Origin of the sequence: Soonwooa buanensis (assembly GCF_900167905.1) — a bacterium.
Taxonomy (GTDB): Bacteria; Bacteroidota; Bacteroidia; order Flavobacteriales; family Weeksellaceae; genus Soonwooa; species Soonwooa buanensis.
In genome coordinates, this window is record NZ_FUYZ01000002.1 from 118,763 (window position 1) to 131,780 (window position 13,018).

The 13,018-nt window shown below is 32.4% G+C and carries 8 protein-coding genes and 1 tRNA gene; 4 read left to right on the top strand and 5 right to left on the bottom strand.

Annotated features, from left to right (window positions below; translation table 11 throughout):
• Positions 1-6 precede the first annotated feature (6 nt).
• Both B5X62_RS03735 and B5X62_RS03740 read right to left on the bottom strand, forming a co-directional pair.
• Entirely contained in the window at positions 7-708 is a 702-nt protein-coding gene (locus B5X62_RS03735) for a hypothetical protein (protein ID WP_079666056.1), read from the bottom strand.
• A gap of 309 nt (positions 709-1,017) precedes the next feature.
• Positions 1,018-1,088, bottom strand: a tRNA-Gln gene (locus tag B5X62_RS03740).
• A gap of 101 nt (positions 1,089-1,189) precedes the next feature.
• Between B5X62_RS03740 and B5X62_RS03745 the strand changes: the two genes are divergently transcribed.
• The 3 genes from B5X62_RS03745 (at position 1,190) to B5X62_RS03755 (ending at position 3,151) form a co-directional block, all read left to right on the top strand.
• Positions 1,190-2,224, top strand: coding sequence for an AMP-binding protein (locus tag B5X62_RS03745; protein WP_079666057.1), 1,035 nt, complete (start codon positions 1,190-1,192; stop codon positions 2,222-2,224).
• Positions 2,217-2,609 (top strand): alternative ribosome rescue aminoacyl-tRNA hydrolase ArfB, encoded by a 393-nt coding sequence (gene arfB, locus B5X62_RS03750; protein WP_079666058.1) that lies wholly within the window; start codon positions 2,217-2,219, stop codon positions 2,607-2,609. The genes B5X62_RS03745 and arfB overlap by 8 nt, the downstream gene beginning before the upstream one ends.
• Before the next feature lie 62 nt (positions 2,610-2,671).
• The gene (locus tag B5X62_RS03755; protein WP_079666059.1) at positions 2,672-3,151 is read left to right on the top strand and encodes a cytidine deaminase; all 480 of its coding nucleotides are present in this window, start codon (positions 2,672-2,674) and stop codon (positions 3,149-3,151) included.
• Between the two features lie 3 nt (positions 3,152-3,154).
• Here B5X62_RS03755 and B5X62_RS03760 read toward each other — a convergent pair whose 3' ends face one another.
• From B5X62_RS03760 to B5X62_RS03770, 3 genes are all read right to left on the bottom strand, one after another.
• On the bottom strand, positions 3,155-4,843 hold the full coding sequence (locus tag B5X62_RS03760; RefSeq protein WP_079666060.1) for a tetratricopeptide repeat protein: 1,689 nt from the start codon (positions 4,841-4,843) through the stop codon (positions 3,155-3,157).
• 274 nt (positions 4,844-5,117) lie between these two features.
• Positions 5,118-6,194, bottom strand: coding sequence for a DNA replication/repair protein RecF (gene recF / locus B5X62_RS03765; protein ID WP_079666061.1), 1,077 nt, complete (start codon positions 6,192-6,194; stop codon positions 5,118-5,120).
• A gap of 45 nt (positions 6,195-6,239) precedes the next feature.
• Positions 6,240-7,007, bottom strand: a complete 768-nt coding sequence (locus B5X62_RS03770) for a UbiA prenyltransferase family protein (protein ID WP_079666062.1) — start codon at positions 7,005-7,007, stop codon at positions 6,240-6,242.
• A 60-nt stretch (positions 7,008-7,067) separates the two neighbouring features.
• Between B5X62_RS03770 and B5X62_RS03775 the strand changes: the two genes are divergently transcribed.
• Positions 7,068-12,962 carry an alpha-2-macroglobulin family protein gene (locus tag B5X62_RS03775; RefSeq protein ID WP_079666063.1) on the top strand — a complete coding sequence of 1,965 codons (5,895 nt, stop codon included), beginning with the start codon at positions 7,068-7,070 and terminating at the stop codon, positions 12,960-12,962.
• The last annotated feature ends 56 nt before the right edge of the window (positions 12,963-13,018 follow it).

Below are 13,018 nucleotides of genomic sequence, written 5' to 3' on the forward strand. Positions count from 1 at the left end.
TTATTTTTATTCCTCAGCGTTTTCGTCATCACTCCCAAAATAGAAATCAGTTAAGTTAGTAACTATTTCTTCATAGATATTTCCACTGTTGTAATATATTTTCCCTTTTTCTTTTAATTGGTACAAGCTAACTTGACGGTCAATACTTTCTTCTTTAGTCGCGTTGCTATAGGTGTTTTTAAGCGAAATTAAAAGTTGTTTAAGTTCGTCCGCTTTCAGTGTTTTAGGATTTTTATTTTTGTAGACAGATAGGATGTCGTCAGAAGCTTCGTTCGGCATTTTGAAAGTGACACGATAAGAAATTTCTGCTATTTTTTCGCCTTTTACATATTCGTTATCTACCAACTTTGCACTGCTTATTTTATAAGTAGCTTCATTGAAGTTTTTAATCATTGCAGCGAAATAGTCTTCTGCCTCTTTTTTGTTGGCTTTTGCAGCAGCAGGAGAAAAGATGCTTAAAAAGTTGTCAGACATATTGGCGATCATTTCCGAATTTCCTTCAGTAAAATCAATTGCGTACATATCTTTTCCTTCAACGGTTGGTCGCATGTAATCGTTAAGTGCTTTCAGCGCGTTTTCGTTTTTATTAACAAAAGCTTTGAAATAAAGGTCGAAAGCATCAGATGGCTTTTTAACTTCAGTCTGTGCCGAAAAGATTTGAATGGTTAAAACACAGAATAGTGTCCAGATAAGTTTGATTTTTGTCATTTAATTATTTTTAGCATGTTTCGCCAAAAATAAAGTCTTTGTTATTTGAATGCAATTATTTTATTGAAAATTTTAGTTAAATTTTCTTATTCTGTCGTCCTTGGCGCTGTTTTTATTAAATTAATAATCACAGCTTTAAGTTTTTATTTATTGTTGAATAATTTTCGGAGTTTGTCAGAATAAATCTTGCCACCATTTGGAAGACTAAGCTTAAGTATTACAAGGTGAAATTTAAATTTAGAATAAATTATTTTGAAATAAAGCATAAAAAAATAGCTTGCTAAATTTAGCAAGCTATTTGGATAATCGTAGACCCACAGGGATTCGAACCCCAACAGACGGTACCAAAAACCGGAGTGCTACCGTTACACCATGGGTCTGTCGTTTATTGTGATGCAAATGTAGGCCTTTTTTTCTAACTTCCAAAATATTTCGCAAAAAATTTCATAATTTTATACAAAATAATTTCATAAAAAAATCAATGTTAATCGACTGTTCTGATATTCAGCTAGATATAATGAAACCTAAAAATGACTTCGAAACAAAAGTTTTTGAATTTTTTCAAGAATGCCTTTCCGATAAGCTTACAACAAGCATAAAAAGTTCTGGTTCGACAGGAATTCCAAAGCTTTTTGATGTCGAAAAAAGCAGAATGTTTGCTTCGGCAAAGATGACTTGCGATTTTTTAGGTTTAAAAAAAGGAAATTCTGCTGCGTTGTGTCTTCCGATAGAATATATTTCTGGCAAAATGATGGTGATTCGCGCTATCGAACGTCAACTTATTCTTAATGTCTTAGAACCTAAGTCGGATGCGCTTGCTAATTTAGAGACAGAAGTCGATTTTTGTGCAATGACGCCTTTGCAAGTGGAGCATTCACTAGATAAGTTACATTTAATTAAAAAACTGATTATTGGCGGAGCAGCTGTTTCGGAAAGTTTAAAAAAGAAAATTTATGACAGTTTAAAAACTTCAAATCAAGAGATTTTTGAGACTTACGGCATGTCCGAAACCTTGTCTCATATCGCATTACGAAAGATTTATCCAATTACGGAAGATTATTTTACTTGTTTTGAAGGTGTTAATATTAGCATTAGTCCGAGCGGATGTCTTATTATAAATGCACCAAGTATTAGTCCGGATCTTATTGTAACCAACGATTTGGTCGAGATAATTGGGGAAAATCAATTCCGATTCTTAGGACGAATTGATAATGTGATTAATTCTGGTGGTGCCAAAATTTTTCCTGAAGAAGTTGAAGCTTTAATAAAGAAAGAAACACCTTATGAAGTTGTTGTTACTGCGATTCTTGATGACGTTTTGGGAGAAAAAATGATCGCTGTTGTTGAGGCTCCGCCGAGTGAAGATTTAAAACTAAAGATTTTAAATATAAATTACCGTCGTAAGCTTGATCGTCCAAAAGATGTTATCTTTATTGAAAATATCCCGAGAACTCCAAACGGAAAAGTGAACCGAATAGATTTGAAAGCGATAATTAATAGATACAAAGATGAATGATTTTTCTAAGGAACTTAGTTTTAAAACATCAAGAAGTGGTGGTGCTGGCGGTCAAAATGTAAATAAAGTTGAGACGGCGGTTACTGCGATGTGGAAAGTTTCGGAAACTAAATTTTTTTCTGATGAGCAAATTGAGTTGATTTTGGAAAAATTAAAAAATCGTATTAACAACGACGGAGTTTTGCAATTGACGTCTACCGAAGCAAGAACGCAACTTGAAAATAAAGCGATTGCTATCGAAAGAATTCTTAATATCGTTAATGCTTCTGTTGTTGTTCATAAACCCAGAAAACAGACAAAACCACGTAAAAGTCAGATTGAAAAACGATTGACAGCGAAGAAAATTTTGTCAGAGAAAAAAGATAATCGGAGATTTCGTTACTAAAGATTAAAAATAGTTTTGGGATAACTAAAAAAGGCGTACTTTTACCCTCCGATTTTTGAAAAATGGAAAAAGAAATCAAAATCAGTTTTCACGTGATTCCTTCATATAAGGATCTTGATGAAACTGAAAAGAAACTTTTTGACGCTGCAAAAGCAGTTCGAGAAAATGCCTATGCAAATTATTCTAACTTCTTGGTAGGTTGCGCACTTTTGCTTGATAATGGTGAGATTGTTACAGGAAGTAATCAAGAAAATGCAGCCTATCCTTCTGGTCTATGTGCTGAAAGAACAACCATCTACTGGACTTCTGCGAATTTTCCTAAAGCACAAATTACTAAAATGTTTGTGATTGGTGCACCTCGTAATATGCTTAGTTCTCAGCCAATTCCGCCTTGTGGCGCGTGTCGCCAAAGTATTTTGGAGTATGAGGCTAAACAAGATCAACCTATCGAAATCTATTTTGCTTCCTTAGAAGGTGAAATTTTTAAAACAAAATCAGTTCGAGATTTATTACCTTTCTCGTTTGATTCTAGTTTTTTATAGGCTTTAAATTACAAAATTATCTTCGTTATCGAACTTTTTACGAAGTCTTTGTTTAGACTTTTTAACACCATCAACGCTTAGTCCTAATAATTGAGCGATTTCTAAGTTGTTGAGATTTAGTCTATTAAGGAGAATGATTCTTAAGTTTGACTCTGTTAAGCCTGGGAATGAGGTGAGGATGTATTGATAATATTCTGGCTCTTCTCGAATAAAAACTTCTTTGAATTTGTTCCAGTTTTCATCAGTAACTAAATGCGAAATTTTTAATTCCTCCATAGCGGAAAGTGTTTTTGTTGCTTTTCCTATTTGACGGAGTTTATTAATTTCGTTATCAATATCATCGATATGTTTATTTCGGTCGACTAAATAGGCTTTGAAACTTGCTAGAGAGTTATTGGTGGTTTGCAGTCTTTTATCAGACTCAACTTGGTCTAATTTGAACTTTAAAATCTGCTTTTCGTAACTACTTTTCAGTAAACGAATTTTTCTTTTATTAAGTTGATAAATACTTGCAACAAGACCACAGAGCAAAAGACTGACCGCAAGTAAGGACCATTTGATAACTTTTGACTTTTCCGCTTTGTTTTGTTCGGCTTCTAATTGCCATTCTACACGCTCTTTTTGGCTTTGCCAGTTTGCCATTTTTACGGCTTCAACACCGTCTTGTAATATGATTTGATCACTCAGACTTTCAATTCTTCTTCTTGCAGCTAACTCTGCATTATCATTTTTTTCATATACTGCGATTTGCAAAAGTAGTTTTTGGATATCTAGCTCATTACTAGCTAAATAAGTTTTGGTTTTAATATAATCTAAAGCATCTAATAATAATGTTTTTGCGTTTTGATACTGTTTAGTTTCAACATAGATTGTAGCTAATCTTATTTGAGCAAACATAGTGTTTTTATCACTATTTTCAACCTGAGAAATTTCGATGTCTTCCTTTAATAAGCTAATTGCTTTGCTGTAGTTTTTTCTATGAGCTTCAATGTATGCAATGTCTCCTAAAGCTTTTGCATAACGGACTTTATCATTAATTGTTATAGACGCAGTTTTGGTCTTTTCTAGATATGTCAGTGCTTTTTGAAAATTATTTAACTTGATGTAATTAAGGGCAATGTTGTTAAGTATTGTCCCATAGTTTTGGTTATTAGTCGAGCATTGTTGTAAAGCGCGCTCAAGATATTCGTTACTTTTATTGTTATCTTCAATTGTCGACCAAAAGAAGCCATTTAATTTTAAAGTATTACAAGGATCGATAATGTCCTGGTCGCGATTGTTTTCTAATAGTTTTGATGTTTTTAAAAATAAAGGTAATGCGTTGGGATAATCATTGTAGGTGTAATAATAGAATCCAAAGCTTGTATAAAACCATATCAAAAAATTGTTGTCTTTGATATCTGACGATAATTTTAACGCATCTTTGTAAAGTTGAAGACTTTTAGGATTAGATCTGTCTAATTGTTTTGAATAAAAGTTTGCTAATACAACTTTGTTTATGATTTCTTTTTTGTTACTTATTATTTTGTAAGAATCTGAGTTTAGAAATGTAATTAGTTCTTTTTCGCTGTTTATTTCTGAGGCTTTTACAACATATTTTGTCTCGATTGTAGACAGATTTTCGAGTTGTTGTGCTTTGTAAGTGGCTCCGCAAAATGCAAAAAAGAAAAAAAAGAGGTATATTTTTACCATATTAACAAATATATCCAAAAAAAGTGTATCAAATTATTTTTTTTGAAAGTCTGTATGTAGTTGATAATCAGTATTGCTTATTTGTAAAATAATTTGTCCACCCCAATGTCCACCCCTAAATTTTGCATTTTTTGAATATTTTTTGAAATTTTGATGGAAATATTTAGACAAAGACTACTACTAAGCTTTTTTCAATTACCATGAATGTCTAAATGTGATTAATAACCATTCTATTATATGCGAAATGCCAGATATATTCTGGCATTTTTTATTTTTAGATTTCGTAGATGTTGATTGGTTCTTTTATGTCTTTCAAAATACTTTCTGTACGTTCTTTATGTGTGTCTGTAATAAAGATTTGTCCAAAATTTTCTTGATTAACAAGATCAATTAACTGTGTTACGCGTTTATCATCTAGTTTATCAAAGATGTCGTCCAATAAAAGGATTGGGGTTTTGCCTGTCAATTCTTTAATACGAATCATTTGTGCTAGTTTAAGAGCAACCAAAAAAGTTTTTTGTTGTCCTTGCGATCCTACTTTTTTGATGGGATAATGCATCATTTCAAAAAGCAAGTCATCTTTATGTATGCCTTTTGATGTATAGGTTAGCACACGATCCTTCTCTAAAGATTGACTAAGCAAATCAGAATAATCTTGCTCTAAGTCCGATTGATAAGTGATGTAAACTTCTTCTTTTCCGCCAGAAATACTTTGATAAAAGTTTTGCATAACTGGATTAAGAAGTTCAACAAAGTTTTTACGTTTTGCAAATATTTTTTCGCCGTGTTTTATCAAAGGTTCATCATAAATCTCGAGGCTATCTTTGTCGAAATATCTATTTTTTGCGAAATTTTTTAGAAGCGCATTTCGTTGTTGTAAGGTCTTTTGATATTGTATTAAAGCAAAAAGATAATCGCTGTCAGTTTGAGAAATCATCGCATCTAAAAATTTTCTGCGGCTTTCTCCAGAATCCGAAATTAAATTTTGATCATAAGGCGAAATAATAACAGATGGTAAATAACCAACATGATCTGCGAGTCGGTCATAAGATTTGTCATTTTTTTTAATAACTTTCTTACTTTCCTTACTAAGAATTATTTTGAGAATATCTTCTTTTTCCTCATTTTGAACTTCCGCTTCGATGCTAAAGAAATCGCAATCGTTTTTAATATTGTTAAAATCGGAGTTTCCGAGGAAGCTTTTACCAACAGAAAGATAATACAAAGCGTCTAGGATATTCGTTTTTCCCACGCCATTATTCCCGACAAAACAGTTGATTTGTGCAGAAAGATCTAGCTGTAGATGATCGTGATTTTTAAAATTATGAAGACTGAGTTTATTAATTCTCAAAATAGAAATTGATTTAGTCCTACAAAGATAAGTCAAATCGGATTCTTAAAAAAGAAGGTAATATTTAATCGCCAAGTAAATAATGAGCGGAAGTGCGGAACAACTTTCTATCCAAAAAGAAAAATAAGCATCAGTTTTGTTTTCAGATGCGAAAAATATCAAAATACAACTTACAAAAGATGTTAACAATAATGCAATAATGCTATCAATTCTAAAAAATAGAATACTTATGATATTTGCTAAAATAATCAAAAAATAGGCGAGTAATTTTGTGTTTTTGATACCAATTAATTTCGGAAAAGTCACGACTGTATCGTATTTCATATCACGAATATCAAAAGGTAAAACAAGTGCGGAGATGAAAAAAAAGCTAAAACCGATAATTGGCCAATTAACTTCTGGCAATCCTAAGAATCCAAAGGATAAGGCCCAAACAAGTCCAACGTAAAAAATCTTGACAAATGGTATGTTACGAATGGTATTCGCAAGAAAATTACTGTTGTACAAAAGTCCAAGAACAACTATTAATAACCATTTTAATAAGACAATTTCGTTATGATTTCTGATGATCAGGAGGACGCAAATAATACCAGTAAAAAAATTGAATATTAATATTTTTTTAAATATTCGACCTTGTCCTTGGTATTTTGTGTAAAGATAACCACTGAAAAATGTTAGAAAAATGAGGTACAGCTTGGGAAAACGGAATGTATTTTGTTCCAAAAAGAAAAAAGCAGCCAACATTGTTCCCATTAAGGAAACATAAATTTGGCTGTCTACAATATATTTTTTTGCTAATTTTAAAACTGACATTATATTACAAAGTAAACAAAATTATAGCTTTTGTAATGTGATTTTGATAAATAAAAGTTTATGAAAAAACTCATTCCTACTTTAGGATTGTTGTTCTTGACTAGTTTTTCGGCTCCAATTTTTGGACAGAATTACTACGAGCAACAATGGAAAATCATTAAAGAACAGGCGAAGAAAGGAAACTTTAAGTCCAACCAGACGATTTTTCAAAATATTCAAAAACAAGCCATGAAAGATAAAAATCTACCAGAGTTAATTAAAGCGCTGAAAGGTGATTTTAGCATTGTTAAAACCACTTTTGACGATACCGAAAATGATAATGCCAGTCGTTTTTTTAAAAAAATTGAAGAAACAAAGAATTCTTTTTCTGGGAAGGAAGCTTTGATTTTGGAAGTTTTGAAAGCCGAATTTATCAAAGATTATTACGATTCTGTACAATGGAAAATTAGAAGTCGTACCAATGTTGACAATCAAGATGTTTCTCAGATTGAGACTTGGACTAATCTCGGTTTCAAAAACTATTTATTAAAACAATATCAACTGGTTTTTGACAAAAAGGATGAACTTAAATCGATTAATCTGAGTTCCTATAAAAGCATTTTTGATGGCGCTTATGATGAAGAATATTTTCCGACGGTGTTAGATTGGGCGTCGACGCAATATGTTCGATTTTTAAATGATTCTAACTTGTTTACAAAGAATGAATTAGATGCGAATCAACCAAAAATTCTTCAAGTTTATAATGATTTAATAACGACAAATTCAGGGAATGCAAAATTGTATTTTAAGTCTGAAAAGTTAGCTTATCAAATCCAAAGAAATCCTAATGATAAAAGTTTAAAAGAGCAATGGCAAGTCTTGTATAATGATGAGACGGAAGGCGATTACAAAGTGATGATTGCGTCAAATCTTGCCTCGGATTTAATAACAAATAAAAAGCAAAAAGAAGCTTTAGAAATTATTAAAAATGCAAAATCAAAATATCCAAAATCTGGATTTTTAGGAAATCTTCAAAATGTAGAAAACAGCATTATTCAGCCTAACGCCAATCTTTATCTAGAACCGACAAGTTTAGCTAACAAACCAATTCATGTGGTTGTTGAAGCCAAAAATGTGAAAAACATTCAGTTGAAAATTTATCAAGTTAAAGACGATATTTTAGGATTTTTAAGCTTTGTTTCCGATCCGTATAATTCGAAGTTTTCAAGTGTTAAAAAAACATTAGTGAAAACTGAAAATTTTGAAGTTCCAACAAAAGATGATTTCCAAACGCATAAAACATCATTTGAAGTTAAAGCGCTTCCAGCAGGAATCTATATGCTGGAATATTTGGTTGATGGCGACAATCCAATTAATTACTATGGCAATTATTTTTTAGTGTCTGATGCGAAGTCGATTTATAAAAATATTTCGAATAAAAATCAAGATGCTTCTGAGTTGTTGTGGATTAATTCTGACAACGGAAGTTTAATAAAAAATCCAAGCTTAAAGGTTTTCGAATATCTTCCGAACGCAAAATCTATATCCAACAATGTGGTGACGATTAATAAAGATTCAAGCTTTCAATTGCCGATTACCACAAAGAAATCTTACTATCGTTATCATCTTTTGCAAGATACCAAAACTGGTGACGTTGAGTTGAGACAAACTTATGGCTCTAACAATGATTATCGAAACGAAAATAGAGCGAAAAAAGAATATCGCGCACAGATTTTCCTTGACAGACAAATCTATCGTCCTGGACAAATTGTTTATTTCAAAGTCATAAATACCAAGCTAGAGGCAAGTAAAGAATCTGTTGTAGCAAAGCTTTCGCAAGAAATTGTTTTGGAAGATGCGAATGGCGAAGAAATCGCAAAACAAAGTTTTACAACTAACGATTTTGGTTCTTATAACGGAAGTTTTACGCTGCCAAAGTCGAAGCTTAATGGAAATTTCACTTTAGTGATTGATGATGGAAAATTAGATATTTCGGAACAAAAAGATTTCTTGGTCGAAGAATACAAACGTCCAACTTTCGAACTAAATTTTGAACCTATAAAAGATGAATATAAATACGGTCAAAAGATTGAATTAAAAGGAAAAGCGACGATGTTTTCAGGCGTTCCGTTGTCAAATTCTAATATTCAGTACGAGATTAAAAAACAAAATATTCGTTGGCGATATTTCTCTTGGTATCCGAGAATTTATGATAACGAAAATTCGATTTTGGGAGAAACAAAAACCAATGACAAAGGCGAATTCACGATTGTATTGGATTTAAAAAAGGATGAAAAACTAGAAGGTGTCCAAGTTGATCAATACAACATAAATGCAAGTGCAACGGATATTGCTGGCGAAACGCAATCTGTAGATACAAGTTTGACGGTGTCGTCGGTTTCGCATTATATCGATGCAACGCCACTTAAAGACCAGTTTTCGGATGATGATATTAAATTAAATGTTGAAACGAAAAATTACAACAATCAAAATCTCAAAAAATCGTATCATGCAAAATTGACGAAGTTGGAAGAGCCACAACGCGTTTTCAGAAGTCAATTTAAAGATCAAATTCAGGATTTGCCGAAGATGTCGAAATCTGAATTTGTAAATCTTTTCCCAAATGATCGATTTGATAAATCTGATCTTCCAAAAAACTGGAATTCAGAACGTGTTTTATTTGATAAAACTGCGCAAGATTCGGTATTTAATATTGGTAAATTAAATGCTGGTTATTACCGATTAGATTTTTATAATATCGAAGGAAAAGATAGCATCAAAACAAGTCAGGATTTCCAAGTTTGGAGTAAATCGAGTTTGGATTCTAAACAAAAAACTTTCCTTAACACAAGTTTTGACAAGAAAGAATACAAAGTTGGGGAAACGGCTAATTTGATGATTTATTCGGCGGTTCCAGATGCGATTGCGAATATTTATGTTCAAAATGGTGATGGCAATACAGTTTTCGAAAGAAAAGATTTGAAAAATGGTTTCCTAAATTATCCAATAAAAATTTCTGAAAAATCGGAAGTCTTAAATGTACAAGTTGTTTTAGTAGGTTTTAATGATGTTCAAACTGAAACTTTGTATGTTCCGATAAAAGGAAAAGATGATGCTTTGAAAGTTGAAACCACAACGTTCCGTGATAAGTTACAACCAAATTCTAAAGAAAAATGGACGTTGAAAGTGTCAGGCGCAGAAAACGAAAAAGTGATGGCTGAGGTTTTAGCGAATATGTATGACATGTCTTTGGACAAATTTGCCGCGAACAGATACTCGTTTAATAATATATTTTATAGAAGCGACATCATCAACGATTATCGAATTAATACAGCTTTGAAGCAATTGTATTATAATAAACGTCTTAAATATTCGAATACTAAAAATATCCGTGAGCCGCAGTTTAATTGGATGAATTCTGATCTTTACTCAGTGTCATATGAAAGCATTAATGGTCTTGTTAATCAAGAAGGTGTTAAAGGTATGGCACCAGCACCATCAATGCGTAGTGCACCAAAAATGGATGTTGCCAATGATAAAATAGAAGTTGTACAAAACATGATTGCAGAACCTAAAAAAAATTCTGCTGATTATAAAACTGATAATGTAGAATCCGATACTTCATTAGAAAACATCAAAGTTCGTGAGAATCTTAACGAAACAGCTTTCTTCTATCCAAATTTAGTAACTGATGACAAAGGCAACGTAAGTTTCGAATTTACAACGCCTGAAGCTTTGACCAAATGGAAATTGATGTTGCTTGCACATACCAAAGATGCAAAATCTGCTTATATGGAAAAAACGGTGGTAACGCAAAAAGACTTTTCGGTGACGCCAAATTACCCGCGATTTTTGAGAGAAGGCGATGTGTTGACGTTCCAAACAAAAATCAACAGTTTGGTATCGAAAGCTTTGACTGGTTATGCAAAACTTCAGATTTTGGATGCATTTACCAATGAAGATATTTCGGAGAAGTTTAAACTTAGTAATTTGACGCAAGTTGCTGGTTATAATGTTGAACAAGCTTTTAGTTTAAAAGAAAATTCGAGTACCGCTTTGTCTTGGACTTTGACAACACCGAAAGATGTTTCGTCAATTATTATAAAAGTTGTTGCGAAAGCTGGCGAATATTCTGACGGTGAACAAAAAGCCATTGCAGTGCTTCCTAACAGAATGTTGGTGACAGATGCGACACCGATTTTTGTAAAAGAAGGCGAAACTAAAACTTTTGAAATTGAGAATTTAATTAATAACAATTCGACGACAGTTTCTAATGTAAGAAATACTTTGGAGTTGACGACCAATCCTATTTGGGAAGTGATATTTGCATTGCCAAGTCTTAAAAACGAAACTAAAAATTCGGCAGATGTTATCTTTAATAAATGGTTTGCTGATGTTATCGCTTCTGAGGTTTTCCGTGCTAATCCAAGAATGAAAACGATTTTTGACGAATACCAATCAAAAGGACTTTTAACATCTAACCTTGAAAAAAATCAAGAATTAAAACAACTTCTTTTGGACGAAACGCCTTGGATGTTGGAAAGCAAAACCGAGGAAGAACAAATGACTAAGTTGGCAAGATTGTTTGATGCGAACACAATGCGCAATTCGATTCTTGATGATTGGCAGGCTTTGTTACAACTTCAGAATCCTGATGGTGGTTTTAGTTGGTACGCAGGTTATCCGAGTTCTTACTATTCGTCGTTGTATATTCTTAAAAATTTAGGAAAATTAAACCTTTGGTTAAAAGACAATGTTAAAGATTATCAATCGGATTCTCAAAAACAAATGATTTCGAAATTGATTAATTATGTGGATAGCAATGTCAATCGTTATTGGGATGTTCGTAAGGAAAATCCGTGGAGCAATGCTTCGCTAGAATATTTGGATGCGAGACATTATTGGGAAAAAGATTATCCTTTGACTGCTAATACAAAAGCTTTGAAAAATCTTGTTATTAAAAAAGCGAAAACTGCAAAAATTTCGGAATTTACATTCTTTGGATTACATAGAGCCGCGATGTTGTTTGATCAATATGGATTAAAGGATGTGTCTACAAAATTGATGACTTATCTTAAAGAAACGTCTACAAATTCTAAAACGCAAGGTGTATACTGGAAACAAAATCTTGATGATTGGGGTTGGTATTCTTCAAAAGTTGTGAATCATGCAGGCGTTTTGGAAGCTTTTAATACTTTGAAACCAAATGATATTCAGTTTATAGAAGATTTAAAAATTTGGTTAATTACTCAAAAAGAAGTTAACTCGTGGGGAACTTCGAGAAGTACAGCTGAGGTTATTTTTACAATTTTAAACTCTGGTAAATCTTGGACAACGCCAGAAAGTGATAAAGCAACCATTGTTTGGGGAAATAAAGATATGAGCCAAGCGCAGCAAAAAGCGACTGGTTATATCAAAATGAGCGAAGCTTCTTCTAATGTTGATAAATCTTTAGGAAAAGTAACAGTAACCAAAACAGGCGCTGGAATTGTACAAGGTGGCTTGTTCTGGCAATATTATGAGGATTTGGATAAAATAAAATCTTCTGAGAATTATATTTCCATTAAAAAAGAGTACTTCAGAAAAATTAAAACTGAAAATGGTGAAGAATTAAAACCAATTACTGCAAATACGCCATTAAAAGTTGGTGATAAAATTACAGTAAGAATGATTCTTAACACCGACCGAAATATGGAATATGTTCAGTTAAAAGATATGCGTGCAGCAGGAACGGAGCCTTTGGATGTAATCTCTGGTTATCAATGGAAAAATAATCTTGGATATTATCAATCGACAAAAGATGCGTCAACTAATTTCTATATCGAATATATGCCGAAAGGAAAATATGTTTTTGAATATGATTTGGTGGCAAATGCTTCTGGTGTTTTCTCAACAGGGATTTCAACTTTGCAAAACTATTACGCACCTCAAATGAACAGCCACACAGCAGGTTCTAAAATGGAAATTAAGGAATAGGTTTTTAAGTTATGAATTATGAATTAATTTTGCTAAACGCTAAACGCTAAACGCTA

Excerpts from the sequence above, each read along its gene's own strand:
- B5X62_RS03775 (WP_079666063.1), top strand. The coding sequence starts at position 7,068 with ATGAAAAAACTCATTCCTACTTTAGGATTGTTGTTCTTGACTAGTTTT.
- B5X62_RS03745 (WP_079666057.1), top strand. The coding sequence starts at position 1,190 with ATGTTAATCGACTGTTCTGATATTCAGCTAGATATAATGAAACCTAAA.
- B5X62_RS03755 (WP_079666059.1), top strand. The coding sequence starts at position 2,672 with ATGGAAAAAGAAATCAAAATCAGTTTTCACGTGATTCCTTCATATAAG.
- arfB (WP_079666058.1), top strand. The coding sequence starts at position 2,217 with ATGAATGATTTTTCTAAGGAACTTAGTTTTAAAACATCAAGAAGTGGT.
- B5X62_RS03760 (WP_079666060.1), bottom strand. The coding sequence starts at position 4,843 with ATGGTAAAAATATACCTCTTTTTTTTCTTTTTTGCATTTTGCGGAGCC.
- B5X62_RS03770 (WP_079666062.1), bottom strand. The coding sequence starts at position 7,007 with ATGTCAGTTTTAAAATTAGCAAAAAAATATATTGTAGACAGCCAAATT.
- B5X62_RS03735 (WP_079666056.1), bottom strand. The coding sequence starts at position 708 with ATGACAAAAATCAAACTTATCTGGACACTATTCTGTGTTTTAACCATT.